General features: G+C 69.7%; 17 protein-coding genes. 8 read left to right on the top strand and 9 right to left on the bottom strand.

The features are described from left to right. Positions 1-76 precede the first annotated feature (76 nt). A complete protein-coding gene (locus OG584_RS05580) occupies positions 77-1,462 on the top strand; it encodes an 8-oxoguanine deaminase (protein WP_405775595.1) in 1,386 nt (461 codons plus the stop codon). Positions 1,463-1,746: 284 nt separating this feature from the next. Further along, positions 1,747-3,261, top strand: a complete 1,515-nt coding sequence (locus OG584_RS05575; protein ID WP_405775593.1) for a nucleobase:cation symporter-2 family protein — start codon at positions 1,747-1,749, stop codon at positions 3,259-3,261. Between the two features lie 89 nt (positions 3,262-3,350). On the opposite strand, the gene OG584_RS05570 is transcribed toward OG584_RS05575, so the two are convergent. Further along, positions 3,351-4,220: a chitosanase gene (locus OG584_RS05570; protein ID WP_405775591.1), complete on the bottom strand. Its 870-nt coding sequence runs from the start codon at positions 4,218-4,220 to the stop codon at positions 3,351-3,353. A gap of 256 nt (positions 4,221-4,476) precedes the next feature. On the opposite strand from OG584_RS05570, the gene OG584_RS05565 reads away from it, so the two are divergent. Then, on the top strand, positions 4,477-5,160 hold the full coding sequence (locus tag OG584_RS05565; RefSeq protein ID WP_405775589.1) for an alpha/beta fold hydrolase: 684 nt from the start codon (positions 4,477-4,479) through the stop codon (positions 5,158-5,160). Positions 5,161-5,259: 99 nt separating this feature from the next. Here the strand turns inward: OG584_RS05565 and OG584_RS05560 are convergent, their stop codons facing one another. Further along, positions 5,260-5,880 carry a TIGR03086 family metal-binding protein gene (locus OG584_RS05560; protein ID WP_405775587.1) on the bottom strand — a complete coding sequence of 207 codons (621 nt, stop codon included), beginning with the start codon at positions 5,878-5,880 and terminating at the stop codon, positions 5,260-5,262. Positions 5,881-6,018: 138 nt separating this feature from the next. Between OG584_RS05560 and OG584_RS05555 the strand changes: the two genes are divergently transcribed. Together OG584_RS05555 and OG584_RS05550 are read left to right on the top strand one after the other, a co-directional pair. Then, positions 6,019-7,371, top strand: a complete 1,353-nt coding sequence (locus OG584_RS05555; protein WP_405775585.1) for a M20/M25/M40 family metallo-hydrolase — start codon at positions 6,019-6,021, stop codon at positions 7,369-7,371. Continuing rightward, entirely contained in the window at positions 7,368-8,897 is a 1,530-nt protein-coding gene (locus tag OG584_RS05550; protein ID WP_405775583.1) for a YfcC family protein, read from the top strand. The genes OG584_RS05555 and OG584_RS05550 overlap by 4 nt, the downstream gene beginning before the upstream one ends. A 36-nt stretch (positions 8,898-8,933) precedes the next feature. Here OG584_RS05550 and OG584_RS05545 read toward each other — a convergent pair whose 3' ends face one another. The 4 genes from OG584_RS05545 to OG584_RS05530 form a co-directional block, all read right to left on the bottom strand. Further along, entirely contained in the window at positions 8,934-9,689 is a 756-nt protein-coding gene (locus tag OG584_RS05545) for an aspartate/glutamate racemase family protein (protein ID WP_405775581.1), read from the bottom strand. An 86-nt stretch (positions 9,690-9,775) separates the two neighbouring features. Next, positions 9,776-11,350, bottom strand: coding sequence for an NCS1 family nucleobase:cation symporter-1 (locus OG584_RS05540; RefSeq protein ID WP_405775579.1), 1,575 nt, complete (start codon positions 11,348-11,350; stop codon positions 9,776-9,778). A 406-nt stretch (positions 11,351-11,756) separates the two neighbouring features. Next, entirely contained in the window at positions 11,757-13,376 is a 1,620-nt protein-coding gene (aceB, locus tag OG584_RS05535; RefSeq protein ID WP_405775577.1) for a malate synthase A, read from the bottom strand. Between the two features lie 214 nt (positions 13,377-13,590). Beyond that, positions 13,591-14,160, bottom strand: a complete 570-nt coding sequence (locus OG584_RS05530) for an NTP transferase domain-containing protein (RefSeq protein WP_405783894.1) — start codon at positions 14,158-14,160, stop codon at positions 13,591-13,593. A gap of 346 nt (positions 14,161-14,506) precedes the next feature. Here OG584_RS05530 and OG584_RS05525 point away from each other — a divergent pair, with 346 nt between their 5' ends. Then, the gene (locus tag OG584_RS05525) at positions 14,507-14,815 is read left to right on the top strand and encodes a DUF5955 family protein (RefSeq protein ID WP_405775575.1); all 309 of its coding nucleotides are present in this window, start codon (positions 14,507-14,509) and stop codon (positions 14,813-14,815) included. A gap of 74 nt (positions 14,816-14,889) precedes the next feature. Here the strand turns inward: OG584_RS05525 and OG584_RS05520 are convergent, their stop codons facing one another. Next, positions 14,890-15,534, bottom strand: a complete 645-nt coding sequence (locus OG584_RS05520; RefSeq protein ID WP_405775573.1) for a response regulator — start codon at positions 15,532-15,534, stop codon at positions 14,890-14,892. A gap of 13 nt (positions 15,535-15,547) precedes the next feature. After that, on the bottom strand, positions 15,548-16,756 hold the full coding sequence (locus OG584_RS05515) for a sensor histidine kinase (RefSeq protein WP_405775571.1): 1,209 nt from the start codon (positions 16,754-16,756) through the stop codon (positions 15,548-15,550). 135 nt (positions 16,757-16,891) lie between these two features. Here OG584_RS05515 and OG584_RS05510 point away from each other — a divergent pair, with 135 nt between their 5' ends. Continuing rightward, positions 16,892-17,932, top strand: a complete 1,041-nt coding sequence (locus tag OG584_RS05510) for an FtsX-like permease family protein (RefSeq protein ID WP_405775569.1) — start codon at positions 16,892-16,894, stop codon at positions 17,930-17,932. Further along, a complete protein-coding gene (locus OG584_RS05505) occupies positions 17,929-18,606 on the top strand; it encodes an ABC transporter ATP-binding protein (RefSeq protein ID WP_405775567.1) in 678 nt (225 codons plus the stop codon). The genes OG584_RS05510 and OG584_RS05505 overlap by 4 nt, the downstream gene beginning before the upstream one ends. A gap of 13 nt (positions 18,607-18,619) precedes the next feature. Here the strand turns inward: OG584_RS05505 and OG584_RS05500 are convergent, their stop codons facing one another. Beyond that, on the bottom strand, positions 18,620-19,423 hold the full coding sequence (locus tag OG584_RS05500; protein ID WP_405775565.1) for an IclR family transcriptional regulator: 804 nt from the start codon (positions 19,421-19,423) through the stop codon (positions 18,620-18,622). Positions 19,424-19,456 lie beyond the last annotated feature (33 nt).

Raw genomic sequence — 19,456 nt, 5'->3', positions numbered from 1 at the left:
GCCACACGGCTCCGGCACTCAAATCCTCCTGGGGTCCTGCCGTGCCCGCATCGCCACCGCGAGAGAAGGTATTCCCATGGCAGCAACGGCAGCCGCGCGCACGGTCATTGAGAACGTGGCCATCGCGACAGTCGACGCTCACGACACCGAGTACGCCTCGGGCCATGTCGTGGTCGCAGGGAATCGCATCGAATCCGTCGGCGCGGGCAAGGCCCCCGAAGGACTCACCGGCGCCGAGCGCCGGATCGACGGCACCGGGCACCTGGTGACCCCGGGGCTGGTCAACACCCACCACCACTTCTACCAGTGGATCACCCGTGGTGTGGCCACCGATCACAATCTGTTCGACTGGCTCGTCGCGCTCTACCCGACCTGGGCGCGCATCGACGAGCAGATGGTCCGCTCGGCCGCGCAGGGCTCCCTCGCGATGATGGCCCGCGGCGGCGTCACCACCGCGATGGACCACCACTACGTCTTCCCACAGGGTTCCGGCGATCTGTCGAGCGCCGTCATCGGCGCCGCATCCGAGATGGGCGTCCGGTTCACGCTGGCCCGCGGTTCCATGGACCGCAGCAAGAAGGACGGCGGACTGCCCCCGGACTTCGCCGTGGAGACCCTCGAAGGCGCCCTCGCGGCGACCGAGGCCACGGTCGACCAGCATCACGACGCCTCGTTCGGCGCCATGACCCAGGTCGCCGTCGCACCCTGCTCCCCCTTCTCCGTCTCGACCGAACTGCTCAAGCAGGGAGCCGAGCTCGCGCGCCGCAAGGGCGTACGCCTGCACACGCACGGCAGCGAGACCGTCGAGGAGGAACAGTTCTGCAAGGAGCTGTTCGGAATGGGCCCGACGGACTACTTCGAATCGACCGGCTGGCTCGGCGACGACGTATGGATGGCGCACTGCGTCCATATGAACGACTCCGACATCGCCGCCTTCGCGCGGACCGGCACCGGCGTCGCCCACTGCCCTTCCTCCAACGCCCGTCTGGCGGCGGGGATCGCGCGGGTCCCCGACATGCTCAAGGCCGGTGTCCCGGTCGGCCTCGGGGTCGACGGCACCGCGTCCAACGAGTCCGGCGAGCTGCACACCGAGCTGCGCAACGCCCTGCTCATCAACCGCCTCGGCGCCCACCGCGAAGCGGCGCTCAACGCCCGGCAGGCGCTTCGCCTCGGAACGTACGGCGGAGCGCAGGTCCTCGGCCGCGCCGCGGAGATCGGCTCGCTGGAGCCGGGGAAACTGGCCGACCTGGTGCTGTGGAAGATGGACACCCTCGCCCACGCCTCCATCGCGGACCCGGTCACCGCACTCGTCTTCGGGGCCGCGGCCCCGGTCACTCTCTCCCTCGTCAACGGCAGGACCGTCGTCGAGGACAACCACCTGACCACGGTGGACGAGGACGCCATCGCCCGCTCCACGCGGGACGAGGCCCGACGCCTCGCGCAGATCGCAGCGCGGGCCTGACGTCCGACAAGCTCCGGCCGGGGAGGACGGTCCCCGGTCGGCGGCCGCGAACCCGAGCGGGGTTCACGGCAGCCGTGACCGGAGGGTGTGTGCCCAGAGCGCACACACCCTCCGGGGCGGTGACGTACCCGGAAACCACCGGAACTGCACAAGCCCCGCCCGGCAGTTGACCGAGAAAAAAGCAGCAGAAACGCTTCACCCCCTCCCGCAGCCGCACCTGCACTTCGCACCACCTCCCTGACACCCGCGTCACCGCCGACGTGTACCCGACCGGAGGAGCCGCCGTGGCCGCCGAGCCCAGGTTTCGCAACGATGCAGCAGCCGTAGCCGTCGACACCGATACGTCCGGAGATCCCGGGGACACCTCCGCGGACCCCGGCAAGACCTCCGCAGATACGGGAGGGACGTCCGCGAAGCATCCGGTCGACGAAGTCCTTCCGCCCTTCAAGATGTTCAGCAGCGGCCTGCAGCATGTGGCCGCCATGTACGCGGGAGTTGTCGCCCCGCCACTGATCGTGGGCCCCGCCGTGGGGCTCAGCGCCAAGGAGACCGCCTTCCTCGTCGCGGCGAGCCTGTTCACCGCGGGAATCGCCACCCTGCTCCAGACCCTCGGGTTCTGGCGGGTCGGTTCCCGGCTGCCGTTCGTCAACGGCGTCTCCTTCGGTGGGGTCAGCCCGATGATCGCCATCGGCAAGGGCCGTGGGCACGAGGGCATCGCCGTGATCTTCGGCGCGATCATCGTGGCGAGCGTGCTGGGGTTCATACTCGCCCCGTACTTCAGCAAGTTGCTCCGGTTCTTCCCACCCGTCGTCACCGGCACCGTCATCACCCTCATCGGGGTCTCGCTGTTGCCGGTCGCCTTCGGCTGGGCGCAGGGCACCCAGGGGGCGGCGGACTACGGCGCGATGAAGAACATCGGCCTGGCCGCCCTCACGCTGGTGATCGTCCTGGCCCTGCGGAAACTGCTCCGTGGTTTCCTCCAGCAGATCGCCATCCTGCTCGGTCTGGTGATCGGTACGGTCATCGCGATACCGATGGGCATGACCAGCTTCGACGCGATGCGCGACGCCGACCCGGTCGGATTCCCGACGCCCTTCCACTTCGGCGCCCCGCAGTTCGAGATATCCGCGATCATCTCGATGTGCATCGTGATGCTGGTCTGTATGACGGAGTCGACCGCGGACATGCTGGCGCTCGGTAAGATCGTCGGGCGCCCCGCCGACGAGCGGATCATTGAGGGAGGCCTGCGCGCCGACACCCTTTCCAGCCTGATCAGCCCGTTCTTCAACAGCTTCATGGCGAGCGCCTTCGCGCAGAACATCGGCCTGGTGGCGATGACCAAGGTGCGCAGCCGGTACGTCGTGGCCACCGGCGGCGGGATCCTGATCCTGGTCGGTCTCTGTCCGATGGCAGCGGCGGCGATCGCGCTCGTACCACTGCCCGTCCTGGGTGGCGCCGGAATCGTGCTCTTCGGCTCGGTCGCCGCCAGCGGTATCCAGACCCTGGCCGGTGCGGCGATGGAGAAGGGCGAGAACGCCCTGATCGTGGCCACCTCGCTGGGTATCGGGCTGATCCCGATCGCGGCGCCGAATTTCTACCACGCCTTCCCGAAGAACATGCTGGTGGTGCTCGACTCGGGGATATCCACCGGGTGTGTGGTGGCCATCGTGCTCAACCTGGCCTTCAACCACCTGGGGCGCAGGAAGGACGGCGGGGTAGCGGAGGTCGTGGACGAGCCGGCGGCCGACGACAACTCGACGCATCAGGCCGTCGCCAAGGCGGCAGCCGCACTGCACTGAACACGGTGCGACTGACCGTGGCATGACATATGGGGCGCGTTCCGCACCGATGGTGCGGAACGCGCCCCGTCCGTGTGTCCGCGGGCCGGTCAGCCGATGCTGTACGGGTCCCCGTAGACCTTCCAGCTGAGCGGCGTGTGCAGATCGAGATTGCCGTCCTTCAGGAAGACGCGCTGTTCGGTGTCGACCCGGCTGGTGTCGCTGTGCGCCTCCTCCTGCTGCATCGCCCAGACGCGGGCGTCGAGGAAGGCGTTGAGGTAAGCCGTCTCGTCGCCGCCCTGGGCCGGGGTCTTGGCCTTGGCCAGGGCCCTCTTGCGTATGGAGCTGAAGCTGGTGCTGTCGTCGCCGTCGCCGTGCATGACGATGGCGTCGTAGTAGGCGAACTGGCCGAGGACGCCGACGCCGTCGCTCTTGCCCTGCTTGACGGCAGGGTTGAAGTAGACGCGGTCACGCTCGTCGTTCTGCGCGGTCTGGAACGCGGTGTCCTGGGCGGCGGTCTTCCAGGCGTCCTCGAAGGCCGAGCCGAGCCCCGAGTGGGAGTCGCTGCCGTTGACCTTCTCCAGTGCGGGGAGGTATTTGGCGAGCGGGTTGTCCGGCTCCCGGTCGGTGTAGAGCTTCACCAGGTCGAGCATGTCGCCGGTGCCGGAGCAGAACCCGATGATGCCGGCCGTGTAGCCGCGGCCGTCACCTATGTCCTCGATGTACTCGTACTGCGCCTTCCAGTCCAGTGAGGAGTTCTCGGCGCTGGAGACCAGTTTCATGGCGATCTCCTTCTTCGCCGGGTCGTCGAGCCCGGTCGCGGCGACGGCCACGCGCTGCGCACTGTGCGAACTCTCGTGCTGTGCCGGGCTGTTGGCCGCATACGCGGTGGCCGGCACGGCTACCAGGGCCAGGCCGAGCACTGTGCGGGTGACGATCCTCTTACTGCGTCCAGCGGTGTTGCGGTGGGGGGCTTTCACCGGTCCTCCAGGGGGAGTTCGTCCGTCCGAGTTCTGTTAGGAAGCTTTCCTATCAGCTGCTCCAGAGGTCGTACACCCCTGGAGTGAAAGGAGTTGAGCGAACCGGATGTATTCAAGTCCAACTCCTGACCGATGACGCAGGGAGCAGGGCGGTATGTATGGTCTATTTTGCACGATTATGACTCCGCGCAATCGAACGAGGCCCTGGGAGTTACGGCGGCGGGAGCACCGGCCCGCGCGCGGTAGCGTCTGCGGTATGGACGATCACTCAGTAGTCGATGTCGGCGACGTACGGCTCGCGTACCGCACCTGGGGCGACCCCTTCGGCGCGCCGGTGGTGCTGCTGCACGGCCTCGGCGGCTCCTCCGCGACCTGGGAGGACACCGGGCGGGCGCTGGGTGAGGAGTGGCGGGTGTACGCCCTCGACCTGCGCGGACACGGCGAGAGTGACTGGCCCGACGAGTACTCGTTCGAGCTCATGCGCGACGACGTACTCGGCTTCCTCGACGAACTGGAGCTGGACCGGGTCGGGATCGTCGGCCACTCCATGGGCGGCGTCGTCGGCTATCTGCTCGCCCAGGAGCACGCCGACCGCGTGGAGCGGCTCGTTCTGGAGGAGACCCCGCCGCCCTATCCCAGGAACGTGGCCGAGCCGGTCCACCCCGACGGACCGGTCGACTACGACTGGAACGTGGTGCCCGCCATCAAGAGGCAGGTCCGGGAGCCCGCACCGGAGTGGGCCGACCGGCTCGGCGAGATCGTGGCGCCCACGCTGATCGTGACCGGCGGCCCCGACAGCTCCATGCCTCAGGAGCGCATCCCCGAGATGGCCGCGGACATCCCCGACTCCAGGGTGATCACGATTCCGGTCGGCCATACGGTGCACGCCCTGGAGCCCGGACAATTCTCGGCCGCCGTCAGCGACTTCTTCACCAGTTAGGGTCCTTGCACTATGCCAGCCCACGCGACCCGGGCGGGCATGGTGCAAGGACCCTTGGAGGCCCGGTTCCGGGCCTCCAGCCGGTGCAGCCCGTGGCGGCTACGGCTTCCACTCCGGGCTGCGCCCGCTGAGCCCGATCACCCGGTCGAGGAACGGGGCGTCCTGCGGAACCCCGACAGCCGGGCCGAAGGCAGGCGCGCGCGCCGGGCTGTCCGCCTGGCCGAGCAGCGCGTACGAGACGCCGAGGCTCGCCGGATCGGGGGAGTATCGCCTGCCGGTCGCGCGGGCCAGGTCCCAGCCGTGGATGACGAGTTCGTTCAGCGCGACACGGCCGGCCACCCCCGCGGGAAGCGTGAATCCGCCCGCCCGGGTATCACCCTCCCAGGCGGCTGGGGACCGCCAGGCCGAGATCAGCCCGTCCAGCAGGCGAGGCAGCTCCGTGCGCCAGTCGGTGCCCAGCACGGGATTCGGGACGCTGCCCGGAGCCGTGTCCGTGTTCGGTCCGAAGTCCTTCTTCGCCGCGTCGCAGAAGGCCGCCGACAACCCAACGACATGGGCGAGCAGATCCCGGACCGCGAAGTCCGGGCAGGGCGTGCGATCGCCCAGCTGATCGTCGCCGACGGCGGCGGCCAGCTCCGCCATGCAGCGGGCCGACGGTCCGAGGTCGGGCCTGGCGTTGTCCGGGTCCGCGGATGTGTCCGCGTGCGTGTGCGTGTCCATACCCTTCAGACCGGGCCCGCCGCGAGAACTCATCGGTCGGCGGGGAATCCGGCGGGCCGGAGAGCCGAGAAAGTGCGGGCCCGCACCCGCTGTGATCCCGTTGGCGCAGGATCCTCCGGAGCGAACAGGGGCTGCACGATGGAGCTGGGACCGAAGGCCGACGCGTTGATGGGCGGACTCCGCTCCGATCTGGAGCGCCTCGCCGCCATCCCGTCGATCGCCTTTCCCGGCTTCCCCGCGGAGCCCGTACAACAGGCACACGATCTGCTGGTGGAGCTGTTGCGGCAGGCCGGGGTCGAGAAGATCGAGCGGCTCGACCTGCCGGACACCTCGCCGGTCATCGTCGCCGATGTGCCACCCCCGACACCCGACGCCCCCACCGTCCTGCTGTACGGGCACTACGACGTCCAGCCGGCCGGCGACGAGAGCCTCTGGTCATCGCCACCGTTCGAACCGACGCCCGTCGAGGGCGGGCTGCGCGGCAGGGGAATCGCGGACGACAAGTCCAACATCATCGTCCACCTGGGTGTGCTGCGGCTGTACGAGGGCCGGCCGCCGGTCGGCCTGAAGATCGTCCTGGAGGGCCAGGAGGAGTTCGGCAGTGCCTTCGACGAGTACCCGCCGTCCGACCCCGGACGGTTCGCCTGCGACGCCATGGTGATCGCCGACATGGGGAACATCCGTCCCGGGAGCCCCACCCTCACCACCGGGCTGCGCGGTGCGTCGGAAGTGGTCGTCGAAGTACGGACACTGGACGAACCGCGGCACAGCGGGGAGTTCGGCGGAGCAGCCCCCGACGCCCTGCTCGTCCTGATCAAGGCGCTGGCCACGCTCCACGACGCACACGGCGATGTGGCCGTCACGGGGCTGCGGCGCGAGGAGTGGAGCGGCGCCGGCTACACGGTGGAGGAGTTCCGCACGCTGGCGGGCGTGCTGGGCGACACACCGCTCACCGGATCGGGAAGCCTCGGGGAGCGACTCTGGAGCGGCCCCGCGATCACGGTCGTCGGCATCGACGCCCCGTCGGTCGACCAGGGCGCGTCGGCCGTGGTGCCGTACGCGCGGGCGAAGCTGAATCTCCGCTTCCACCCGCAGCATGACCCGAAGGAGGCACAGCAGAGACTCGTCACCCACTTGGCCGCGCTGCGCCCGCTCGGCGTCGCGCTCACCGTGACGCCCGGCGACACCGGCCCGGGATTCGAGCCCGCGACCGGGGGCCCCGCCTACCGGGCGGCGCTGACCGCCCTGCGCGAGGGATGGGGCGACGAGCCGGCCTTCGTGGCGAGCGGCGGATCTATTCCGCTGGTCAACGGCCTGTCCAGGGCGGCTCCCGGCGCGGAGGTGCTGCTCTTCGGGGCTCAGGACAGCATGTGCAATCTGCACGCGCCCAACGAGCGCGTGCTCTTCTCCGAGCTGCGTTCGGCGGTCATCGCCGAGGCCGCGTTCCTGCGGGAGTACGCGGCGGCGTTCCGGTCCGGGCGCGCCGCGTGAGCACGGCCCAGCCCCGGAAGGCTCCGGCGGGGAAGCCGCGGCGAAAGCGCACGTTCGTCTTCCCGAGCGCTCTGACGATCCTGGCCGTCGTGACGATCGCGGTCTGGGCCCTGGCGTTCCTGATCCCGTCGGGTGCCTACCGCAGGAACAAGTCGGGGGCACCGATCCAGGGCACGTACCACCGCGTCCCCTCCGACCGGGGCATCGTCCACCGGCTCAACGATCTCTTCCTCTCGCCGGTCAACGGTCTCTACGGAGTCCAGGACGGCAGAACCGGCCAGGTCGGCCCCGATCGGGCCGGGGAACTGTACGGCAGCGCAGGCGTGTTCCTCTTCGTCATCGCCATCGGTGCCTTCATCACCGTCGTCTTCGCGACCGGCGCGCTCGACCTGGGCATCGGCCGCCTGGCCCACCGGCTGCGGGACCGCGGGCCCCTGCTCATCGCGGGTGTGATGCTGGTGTTCTCACTGCTCGGTACGGTGGAGGGCTTCGCCGAGGAGACTCTCGGGTTCTACGGGCTGATCGTTCCGCTGATGCTCGCGCTCGGCTACGACCGGATGGTGGCCACCGGCACGATCATCCTGGGCGCGGGGATCGGTGTGCTGTGCTCCACCGTCAACCCCTTCGCGACCGGAGTGGCCTCGTCGGCTGCGGACATCTCGCTGGGTGACGGCATCGTGCTGCGCGGGCTGATGTGGATCGTGCTGACATCGGTGACCATCGCCTACGTCATCCACTACGCGAAACGGGTGCGAGGGAATCCGGACCGCTCGCTCTCCGGATTCCTTCCGGGCGACCGTGAGCAGAGCGCCACGGGGGCGGAGGAGCCCCCGCAGCTCACCGCTCTGCACAAGACCATCCTGGTCCTCGTCACTCTGACCTTCGTGTTCATGATCTTCTCGGTCGTGCCCTGGGCCAGTGCTCTGACGGGAGACGCCGACGCCACTCCGTACGGCTTCGAACTGGGCTGGTCCTTCCCGGAGCTGGCGGCCCTCTTCCTGGTCGCCGGGGTGCTCGTCGGGATCGTGGCCCGGTTCGGCGAGCAGAAGATCAGTGCCACGATCGTGCAGGGCGCCGCTGATTTCATCTCGCCGGCGCTGGTGATCGTGCTGGCCCGCGGTGTCACGGTCATCATGAACAACTCGCAGATCACGGACACCGTGCTGCACTCCATCGAGGGCCTGGTCTCGGGCACGTCGTCTTCGGTCTTCGCGTTCTTCGTCTTCCTCGTCAATCTGCCGCTGGCCTTCCTGATCCCCTCGACGTCGGGGCACGCCACGCTCGCGATGCCGATCCTCGCGCCGCTGGCCGACTTCGCGGGGGTCTCGCGCGCCGTCGTCGTCACGGCCTGGCAGTCGGCGAGCGGCTGGATGAACCTCTGGGTCCCGACGACCGCCGTCACGATCGGTGGAGTGGCGCTGGCGAAGGTGGGTTACGACAAGTACCTGCGGTTCATCTGGCCGCTGCTGGCGATCCTGTTCGTGCTGATCGGGGGGTTCGTGGCGCTGGGAGCGGTCTGGACGTGACGTGGGCCGGCGGGGCTTCGGGGCCGGCCGTGCGCCTCAGCCGAGTCCGGCGCCCGCCGGGCTCGGCGCGCCGGGGAGAGAGGCAGGCCAGGTGATGTGCTTGGGGCGGGGGCTGGCGTAGGTGCGCACCTTGGACGTGGAGAGCCCCAGGCGGACCAGCGACTCCGCGAGGGTGACGGCGGCGCTGACGCCGTCGACGACCGGGACACCCGTGCGGTCCCTGATCTGCTGGTCCAGGCCCGCCATACCGCCGCAGCCCAGGCAGATGACCTCGGCCTTGTCCTCGCGCACGGCGCGCTCGGCCTCGGACACGATCGACTCCACGGCGGCTGCCGGGTCCTCCTCCAGCGCCAGTACGGCCAGGCCGCTGGCCCGGACCGACGCGCACCGGGCGGAGAGCCCGGCGAGCTTCAGCCGGTCCTCGATCAGGGGCACCGTCCGGTCGAGGGTGGTGACCACGGAGTAGGTGTGCCCGAGGAACATGGCGGTACTGGCCGCCGCTTCGGTGATGTCGACGACGGGTACCTCCAGGAGTTCCTGCAGCCCCTCCCTGCCGTGTTCGCCGTACCCCGCCTGGATCACGGCGTCGTAGGGCTCCGGGTAGGAGCGGACACGGTCCATCACCGCGATCGCCGCGAGATAGCTCTCGAAATTCCCCTCGACGGACTCGGCCCCGAAGCGCGGGGTCAGGCCGACGATCTCCGTGCCGGGCGAGGCGACTGACCTCGCCTGAGCGGCGATCGCCTCCGTAATGGATTCGGTGGTGTTGACGTTCACGACGAGTATCCGCACGGGGTGGTACCTCACAGATGGTCCGGTTGCTTCAGGGTGGGCGTCGGGCAGTGCCTCTGCCGGTCGGGCGCAGGGCAGCGCCCAGCTCAGTCCGCGCTCGGGACGGCTATCGCCGTCCCGGGGACGTCGTGGTGGTTTCCGTCCCGGTCCGAGACGCCGACGTACACGGCGGCGGCGATTCCGGCGCCGATGAACCAGGCGAACGGCGCGACGGAGGAGAACAGTGGAACGAGGGCGCACACGATCGCCGCGACGGCGGCCGGTATGAAGGCGGCGAGGGCGCGGAGGTTGATGCCACGCGTGTAGTGGTACGCGGCGGACGCTTCCATGGTGTAGAGCTCGGGCACATTGACCCGGCCCCTCCTGATCAGCCAGTAGTCAGCGATGATCACGCCGAACAACGGGCCGAGGAAAGCGCCGAGACCGCCCAGGAAGTAGTTGACGACGGTCGGGTTGTTGTAGAGATTCCACGGCAGGATGACGATGCCGATGACTCCGCTCACCAACCCGGCCCGCCTGAAGCTGAGGTGCCTGGGGAAGAGGTTCGCCAGCGCGTAGGCGGGGGCCACGAAGTTGGCCATGAGGTTCACCGCGATGGTGAGGATGATCAGCGCCAGACTGGCGAGGGCCACGAACCACGTGTTGGGAATGGCCTCCACGACGTCCGCCGGGCTGTTGATGACCTTCCCGTTGATCCGGAACTGCGCCCCGGCCAGCACGACCGTGATGATTCCGAAGAGCATGATGTTGACGGGTATCCCGCAGAAGTTGCCGATCGTGATCGACTTCTTGCTCTTGCAGGACCGGGTGAAGTCGCAGAAGTTCAGCGCGAAGGTGCCGTAGATGGCGACCCAGAGAGACGCTCCCGCGAAGATCTCGCGCCACATTTTCCCGCCGGTCAGCGGGTGCCCGTTGGACAGCGCGATGGAGCCTCCCGCCTTCCAGAACATCCAGACGGCGAGCGCCGACAGCGTGAACAGGATGACCGGGCCCGCGAACGCCTCGTACTTCCGCACCATTTCGATGCCGTACATGAGAATCGCGATCTGAACGCACCACAGGAACCCGAAGGAGATCCATCCGAGGGTGGACAGGCCGAGTACGGAGTTCTCGGTCAGATGGACGAGCGGGTGGTGCAGGGTGATGAGCAGGACGTTCAGGACGTGGGACGCGAGATATGTCTGGATGCCGAACCACGCGATGGCGACGGCGCCCCGGATGAGCGCAGGTATCTGTGCGCCCCGGACGCCGAAGCTGATGCGGCTCATGACGGGGAACGGGATGCCCGTCTTCTGGCCCATGTAGCCGGAGAGATTCAGTATCCCGAAGAGCAGCGCGGCGCCGATCGCGAGAGCGAGCAGCACCTGCCAGGCGCCGAGCCCCAGGGCGAACAGCCCGGTGGCGAAGGTGTAGTTGCCCAGGCTGTGCACGTCATTCGCCCACAGGGTGAAGATGTTGTAGCTGCCCCAGCGCCGTCCCTGGACCTCGGTGGGCGCGAGGTCGGTGTTGTAGAGGCGCGGGCTCAGCGCAGGCGTGTCGCGAGCCGGTGGGAGCCCGCCGCCGGCCGGCAGGAATCTGGAATCGTCCCGGACGTCCGTGGTGATGTCGGTGTCTACGAAGCGTGTTGCTCGGGGCGGGTCCACAGGCGTGTCTGCGCTCATCACCGGGCCACTCATCCTTGAGTAGAATTCCACAATGTGGAATAAAGGTATCGGGATGCGGCAAGGCTAGGTTCGTCCAAGTTGACTGTCAAGGGATTGTGTTTTCCTACAACGTCCCAGGTGAGCGCGGTGTCCGCCAGTGGCGGCCGGGGTGCGGACGGGGCTTCGGATGACTTGCGGAGAGGTGGATTCCGTTTGCTGGGAACGGAGTTGGCGTACGGCGGGCCCGTTTGCGTGCGGGCATGACAAAACGACCGGCCGCGCGTGCGCTGTCGCACTGCGGTCGGTCGTGTACCCGGTTGTGTCCGGGGCGCGGCCCTCAGGGGGCGGGCGCGGACGCGCGGATGAGGGTGTCACGGAGGAGGCGGTTCTCCGTGACACCCTCATCCGCGCGTCGGGCCGGGGGTCAGCCCAGCTGCTCGTAAGCGGGCAGGGTGAGGAAGTCCGCGTAGTCGGCGTCCAGGGACACTGTCAGCAGCAGGTCGTGCGCCTGCTGCCACTTGCCCGCGGCGAACGCCTCTTCGCCGGTCTCCTCGCGGATCGCGGCCAGTTCGTCCGCCGCGATCTTCCGGGCCAGCTCGGCCGTGGCGCGCTCACCGTTCTCGAACACCACGTCCGCGTTGATCCACTGCCAGATCTGCGAGCGCGAGATCTCCGCCGTGGCGGCGTCCTCCATCAGGTTGAAGATGGCCACCGCCCCCATGCCGCGCAGCCACGCCTCGATGTAACGGATGCCGACCTGGACCGCGTTGACCAGGCCGTCGTACGTCGGCCTGGCGTCCAGGGAGTCGATCGCGATCAGGTCGCCCGGTGCCACCGCGACATCCTCGCGCAGGCGCTGCTTCTGGTTCGGGTTCTCACCGAGGACCGCGTCGAACGACTTCATGGCGATCGGCACCAGGTCCGGGTGGGCGACCCAGGAGCCGTCGAAGCCGTCGGAGGCCTCACGGTCCTTGTCCGCCTTGACCTTCTCGAAGGCCACCTTGTTGACCTCCGCGTCCCGCCGCGACGGGATGAAGGCGGCCATGCCGCCGATGGCGTGCGCACCCCGCTTGTGGCAGGTGCGGACCAGGAGTTCGGTGTACGCCCGCATGAACGGCGCCGTCATCGTGACCAGGTTGCGGTCCGGGAGGACGAACTTGGCGCCGCCGTCGCGGAAGTTCTTCACGATGGAGAACAGGTAGTCCCAGCGTCCCGCGTTGAGCCCGGACGCGTGGTCGCGCAGTTCGTAGAGGATCTCCTCCATCTCGTACGCCGCCGTGATCGTCTCGATCAGAACGGTCGCGCGCACGGTGCCCTGCGGGATGCCGACGTAGTCCTGCGCGAAGACGAAGATCTCGTTCCAGAGGCGCGCCTCCAGGTGGGACTCGGTCTTCGGCAGGTAGAAGTACGGGCCCTTGCCGAGTTCGATGAGGCGCTTGGCGTTGTGGAAGAAGTACAGGCCGAAGTCGACCAGCGCGCCCGGAACGGGGCTGTCGCCCAGCACCAGGTGGCGCTCGTCCAGGTGCCAGCCGCGCGGGCGCATCACGACGGTCGCGAGTTCGGCGGCGGGCTTCAGGGCGTAGGACTTGCCGGACTTCGGGTCGGTGAAGTCGATCCGGCGCTCGTAGGCGTCGGTGAGATTGAGCTGGCCGGTGACCACGTTCTCCCAGGTGGGGGCGGACGCGTCCTCGAAATCTGCGAGCCAGACCCTGGCGCCCGAGTTCAGGGCGTTGATGGTCATCTTGCGGTCGGTCGGGCCGGTGATCTCGACACGGCGGTCGTTCAGCGCGGCCGGGGCCGGCGTGACCTTCCAGCTGGTGTCGTCGCGGACGCTCGCGGTCTCCGGGAGGAAGTCGAGAGAAGACGTCCGGGCGATCTCGGCACGGCGCTCGGCACGGCGGGCGAGCAGCTCATCACGGCGGGGGGTGAACCGCCGGTGCAGCTCGGCCAAGAAGGCCAGGGCCGCATCGGTGAGGACCTCGTCCTGCCGGGGCAGGGGCTCGGCATCGACGATGGCCAGCGGAGACGGCGCTGGTGCGGACATGAGCTGTCACTCCTTCAGCGGGCGGTACCTGACGGCCGTAGGACTCTCATGGTGGCACGGAGTGCCACGGGGTCGCGATACGGTCGCGGGCGCTCTGTGAGGCACAGAGCGCTTCTGACGTGTGGATACTAGTTTCCTCATGGTGGAAGTTCAACGCTATGTTGACATCGAGATTCTCCGGATCGACAGAAGTCGTCGCAGAGTGCCAGGTCGGTCACTCCAAGTGGAACAGGTCTTCGACCGTGTCGATGTCGTACTCCTCGGCGATATCGGAGCACTCCACCAGCGTGATCGCCTCCCGGTGGGCCTTGAGATAGGCGCGGGCGCCGCGGTCGCCGACCGCCGTCGCCGCGATGTCCGCCCAGCGGTCGGCGCCGAAGAGGACCGGGTGGCCACGCTTTCCACCGTACGAGGCGGCCACGAGGCTCGTCGCGGACCCGCCTGCCGCCCGTACCCGGGCGACCGCGGCCGCCCCGATCCCCGGCTGGTCCACCAGCATCACGAGGGCGCAGTCCGCGCCCGTCCCGGTGAGCGAAGCGAGCCCGGCCCGCAGTGACGAGCCCATGCCCTCCTCCCAGCCGGGATTGTCGGCCAGTACACATCCGGACAGATCAGCGTGCTCCCGTACGCCGGCTGCGGCAGCGCCCAGTACGACATGTACCGGGCCGCAACCGCCCTCGCGGAGCACCCGCAACGCGTGCTCGACCAGCGGTCGGCCGCGGTGATCGAGGAGAGCCTTGGGGCGGCCGCCCAGCCGCCGGCCGCCGCCCGCCGCGAGCAGCAGCCCGGCGACCACGGGCCCGCCGCCCCGGCCCGGCCCGGTCGGCGCCCCGTCCGGCGGCGTGTCCGCGTGTCCCGCATGCGGCTGCCCCGCACCCGCTCGTCCTGCCCGCGCAGCTCTCGGCAGTCCCGCATCCGGTCGTTCCGTATCCACGTGCGACTCCGTCTTCGTATCCGTCATGAGGCCGGCTCCGTCAAGGACACCACCCCGTCCGGCTGAATTCCCTCTGTGGAGTGGCGAGAACAGCACGCGGTGGCGTTAACTGACTCGTGACCCACGGTGTCCGACCAGCGCCATACGGTCGATCACCGCAGGGAAAGACCAGCACGGTGCTGTGCGAGGGGGAGCTTTGTTGCGAAGTGTGGGGCAGAAGCGCGTAACGGGCAGCGGCGAGGATCCGAGGGTGACGGAACTCAGCTCGTCCGTCTCCAGGCTCCGTCGTGAACTGGCCGCTCATCCCGCCGAGTTCCCGGACCGTGCGATCGCCGAGGACGAACTGGCGGCCCTGGACGCGATGGCGCAGAGCGGGGTGCCCGAAATCCTGCGGCTGCGCCGCTCCTTGCTGCTGATCGCGGGGGCGATCGGTTCGGTCAGCGCACTCGCGGTATCGCTCTGCGAGGTGCGCAACGCTGTGGAGCTGTTCGGGACCGCGCCCTGACGGCCGTTCGCAGGGGGGTACCGGAGATCACCACGCACTCCATGGGTGAGACCGGGACTTCTGCGGGCTGCTCGTCAATGCGCTGAGCCACCGGCACGGCGGATGAGCCGTCGCGCCGAGGCCACGGCCACCGCGGATGTGCGGGAGTCCACCCCCAGCTTGGCGTAGATGTGCACCAGATGGGACTTCACCGTCGCCTGGCTGAGGAACAGCCGCTTGCTGACCTGCTGGTTCGACAGACCGTCGCCGACCAGTTGCAGAACCTCCAGTTCCCGGCGGGTGAGCGACTCGCCGGGCGCGCGCATCCGGTCCATCAGGCGGTGCGCGACGGCGGGCGCCAGTGCCGAGCGGCCCGCCGCCGCGGTGCGTACGGCTGCGGCCAGTTCCTCGGGCGGCGCGTCCTTCAGCAGATAGCCGCTCGCTCCGGCTTCCACCGCCGCCAGGATGTCGGCGTCCGTATCGTAGGTCGTCAGTACCAGGACCCGGGGCGCGCCTTCGACGGCCGCGATCGCGGCCGTCGCCTCCGAGCCGTGCATGCCTCCGCCGAACTGCAGGTCCATCAGGACGACATCGAACCCTCCTGAAGCGGCCAGCTCCACAGCCCGTTCGGCGGTCGCCGCCTCCGCGGTCACCTGGAAGCCGGGCTCGGTGTCCAGAACGGCACGCAGCCCCGCCCGGACCACCGGGTGATCGTCGGCCAGCAGGAGCCGGATCGTCATGGTGAGACTCCTGTCATGGGGATCCTTCTTCGGATTCGGGCGTCCCTGCCGGGTCGGGCAGCGGCAGGGTGACGGCGACCGCGGTGCCCTGGCCCGGTGTGGACTCGACTGCGAAGGTGCCGCCCAGCGACTCGGCGCGGGACCGCATCGCGGGCAGCCCGAAGCCCTTGTCGCCGGACGCGGCGCCGGTGCGCCGCGGGTCGAAGCCGGAGCCGTCGTCGACCACGTCCAGCGCGACGGCGGTTTCCATGAAGCTCAGGGTGATCTGGGCGTGCGAGGCCCCGGCGTGCCGGACGGTGTTGGCGAGCGCCGACTGGGCGATGCGCAGCAGAGCCACCTCGTACGGCGTGGGCAGCGCGACCGGCGTGCCACTCGTGGTGAAACGGACGCGCGGCCCGGGACCGCCGGCCGTGCACAGGCGGTCGAGCGCGGCCGCCAGCGAACCGTGCTCCAGCGCGGGCGGCGAGAGCGCCCGCACGAAACGCCGTGCCTCGGCCAGGTTGTCCTGCGCTGCCTGCCTGGCCTGTTCGATATGGGCGGCGGCCGGCGCACCCGCCGGCAGGGTGCGTCCTGCGGCACGCAGCAGCAGCTGGATCGAGGAGAGGCCCTGGGCGAGCGTGTCGTGGATCTCCCGGGCGAGGCGCTCACGCTCGGCGAGCGTGCCCGCGGTCCGTTCGGCGTCGGCGAGTTCGGCCCGCGTCGAGATCAGTTCCCCGATGAGGCGCCGGCGGCTCTCGCTCTCGCGGTAGAGCACCTGGTAGCCGAGCACGGTGGCCACCGCGACCGCCGCCCCGAGGAGCGGTCCGATGAACGCTCCCGGGTTCAGCTCGGCCCCGTGCCCCACGTAGGCGGCGATGGCCGCGCCCGCCGTCAGTACGACCGAGGGCACCGACCACCGCACCGGCAGGAGATGCAGCTGGAGGAAGTACAGCGGGAACGCGACCCACAGCCCGTCCGGCGACAAGGCCAGCAGCCCCAGCCACGCGAGCTCCAGTATCCCGAGCCAGACGGCGGCGGACGAGCGCGAGGTCCGTACGGAAGCCCAGACGGTGCCCGCCGCGTACACACCGCCCAGCACCGCGGCGGCAGCCACCACGGCTGGGGCGTTCGCCGTGCCGTCGGCGAGTGCCCGCGCCGCCGCGAGCGCCAGCAGCCCCGCCATCAGCAGGTGAAGACAGAGCCGCAGCACCAGGAGCGCGGGGGTCAGTGCACGAGGGTCCATGATCCTTCCAGCGTAGGCGGACCGTCCCGGCCCGCCCTCAATCGAAAGTTTGATTGCCGGCTCCGCCTTTCGATCCGTCCGGAGCCATCCGTGGCGCGATGCCCACACACCCCCGGAGCCAGCAGGGTTGGGCCCATGTTCGTCGCATGGAGAGATCTGAGATTCGCCCGGGGCCGGTTCGCGCTGATGGGCACGGTCATCGTGCTCATCACCCTCCTGGTCGGGCTGCTGTCCGGGCTGACGGCGGGGCTGGCCAAGGACAACACCTCCGCCGTCACCGGCCTGTCCGCCGACCACCTGGCCTTCGCCGCGCCGCCCTCCGGGCAGTCGGCGTCCTTCTCCGGATCTCAGCTGCCGCGGAGCGCGTGGCGGACCTGGGCCGCGCAGCCCGGCGTGAAGGGCGCGGAGCCCGTCGCCATCGCGACCGGCAACGCGGGAGCGGGAAGCCGTACGGCCGCGGTCTCCTCGTTCGGGGTGCGGCCCGGCTCCGGTCTGGCGCCCGCGGAGCCCGGGGGGCGCGGTGTGGTGCTGTCCAGGGGCGCCGCGGCCGACCTGGGCGCGGCGGCCGGGGAGCAGGTGACCCTGGCGGGCAGAAGGCTCAGGGTGACGGCGGTCGCCGGGGACGCCTCGTACAGCCACACGCCGGTCGTCTGGACAGCGCTGCGTGCGGGTGAGCACGCCAGTGTGGTGGCCCTGACCACCGACGGAGCGGATATCGGCGCGGGGGACCGGGCGGCCCGGACGAAGACGCTCACGCTGGACGGCTCGCTGAGCGCGCTCCCCTCCTACCAGGCGGAGAACGGCTCGCTCCAGCTGATGCGCGGTTTCCTCTTCGTCATCTCGGCCATGGTGATAGGGGCGTTCTTCACGGTCTGGACGATCCAGCGCAGCGGCGACATCGCCGTGCTGAAGGCGCTGGGCGCCTCCACCGCGTATCTGCTGCGCGACGCACTCGGCCAGGCGGTGCTGATGCTGCTGGCCGGGGCCCTGCTGGGTACCGCTCTGGCCGCAGGGATCGGCGCCGTCGTCCCGCGCGAGTTGCCCTTCGTGCTCGATCCCCTGACCGCTGTCCTTCCCGCAGCCGTGATCGTCGCCCTCGGCGTGCTCGGCGCGGGCCTGTCCATCCGGCGGATCACCGCCGTCGACCCGCTGACCGCTCTCGGGAGCGCACGATGACTCTGACCCTTGACGATGTGACGCTGACCTACCCCGACGGGGACGGCCGGGTGATGGCACTGGACGCGGTGACGCTCGATGTGAGCGCCGGTTCACTGACCGCTGTGGTCGGGCCATCCGGTTCCGGCAAGTCCAGTCTGCTGGCCGTTGCGGCGACCCTGGTGACGCCCGAGCGGGGCCGGGTGGTCGTCGACGGGGCGGACACGGCCGCGCTGAGCCGCGCCGGGAAGGCGGCGCTCCGGCGGGAGCGCATCGGGATCGTCTTCCAGCAGCCGAACCTGCTTCCCGCGCTGACCGCCGCCGAGCAGCTCCAGGTGATGGCGCACATCTCGGGCCGGCCCGCCGCCCAAGTACGCAGGCGTGCAGTGGAGTTGCTGGATGCGGTGGGCCTCGCCGATCAGGCCGGCAGGCGTCCGCACCAGTTGTCGGGCGGCCAGCGGCAGCGCGTCAACATCGCGCGGGCCCTGATGAACGAGCCGTCGGTGCTGCTGGTCGACGAGCCCACGAGCGCCCTCGACCACGAGCGGGGCGCGGGCATCCTCGACCTGCTGGTCACGCTGACCCGGGCGCGCGGGACCGCGACTGTGCTGGTCACCCACGATCACGCGCACCTGGACCGGATGGACCGGACGGTGTCGATGGCCGACGGACGTCTCGCGGTGCCGGTCGGCTGACGCCCGTTACGGTTCAGACCTGCTGGGACCCGGCGCTCGCGAGGGTGGCCGACAGTTCCAGGGCGATGCCCTGGAGGATGGGCACGATCCGCTCGGTTGCCTCCTCCGTCACCCGGCCCGCCGGACCGGAGATCGAGATCGCGGCGGCGGTGGGGGAGTTGGGGACCGGGACCGCGAGGCAGCGGACGCCGATCTCCTGCTCGTTGTCGTCCACCGCGTACCCGGCGCGGCGTACGACCTCCAGCGCGTCCAGGAACCCCTCGGGCGTGGTGATCGTCTTCTCGGTCGCCGCCGGCATCCCGGTCCTCGCGAGCAGCGCGCGGACCTCGGGCGGCGAGGTGTGTGCGAGCAGGGCCTTGCCGACACCGGTCGAGTGCGGCAGGACGCGCCGTCCCACCTCGGTGAACATCCGCATGGAGTGCTTCGACGGGACCTGTGCGACGTACACGATCTCGTCCCCGTCCAGCAGGGCCATGTTCGCCGTCTCCCCGGTCTCCTCGACCAGGCGCGCGAGATAGGGGCGGGCCCAGGTGCCGAGCAGCCGGGCCGACGACTCGCCGAGCCGGATCAGGCGCGGGCCCAGTGCGTAGCGCCGGTTGGGCTGCTGGCGTACGTAGCCGCAGGCGACCAGGGTGCGCATCAGCCGGTGGATCGTGGGCAGCGGCAGGCCGCTGGCGGCCGACAGCTCGCTCAGGCCGACTTCTCCACCTGCGTCGGCCATCCGCTCCAGCAGGTCGAAGGCGCGCTCCAGGGACTGCACGCCACCGCTCGGCACTGCGGTCTTGGCGTCGGCTGCACTGGGGTGGGACTGCGGCACGGCGGCGGTCCTTTCGAGGCGGGCGGGGCAAGG

Source organism: Streptomyces sp. NBC_00859, from assembly GCF_045161865.1.
Classification (GTDB): domain Bacteria; phylum Actinomycetota; class Actinomycetes; order Streptomycetales; family Streptomycetaceae; genus Streptomyces.
Note: the sequence above shows the minus strand (reverse complement) of the source record. Positions and strands in the feature narration are given on the sequence as shown.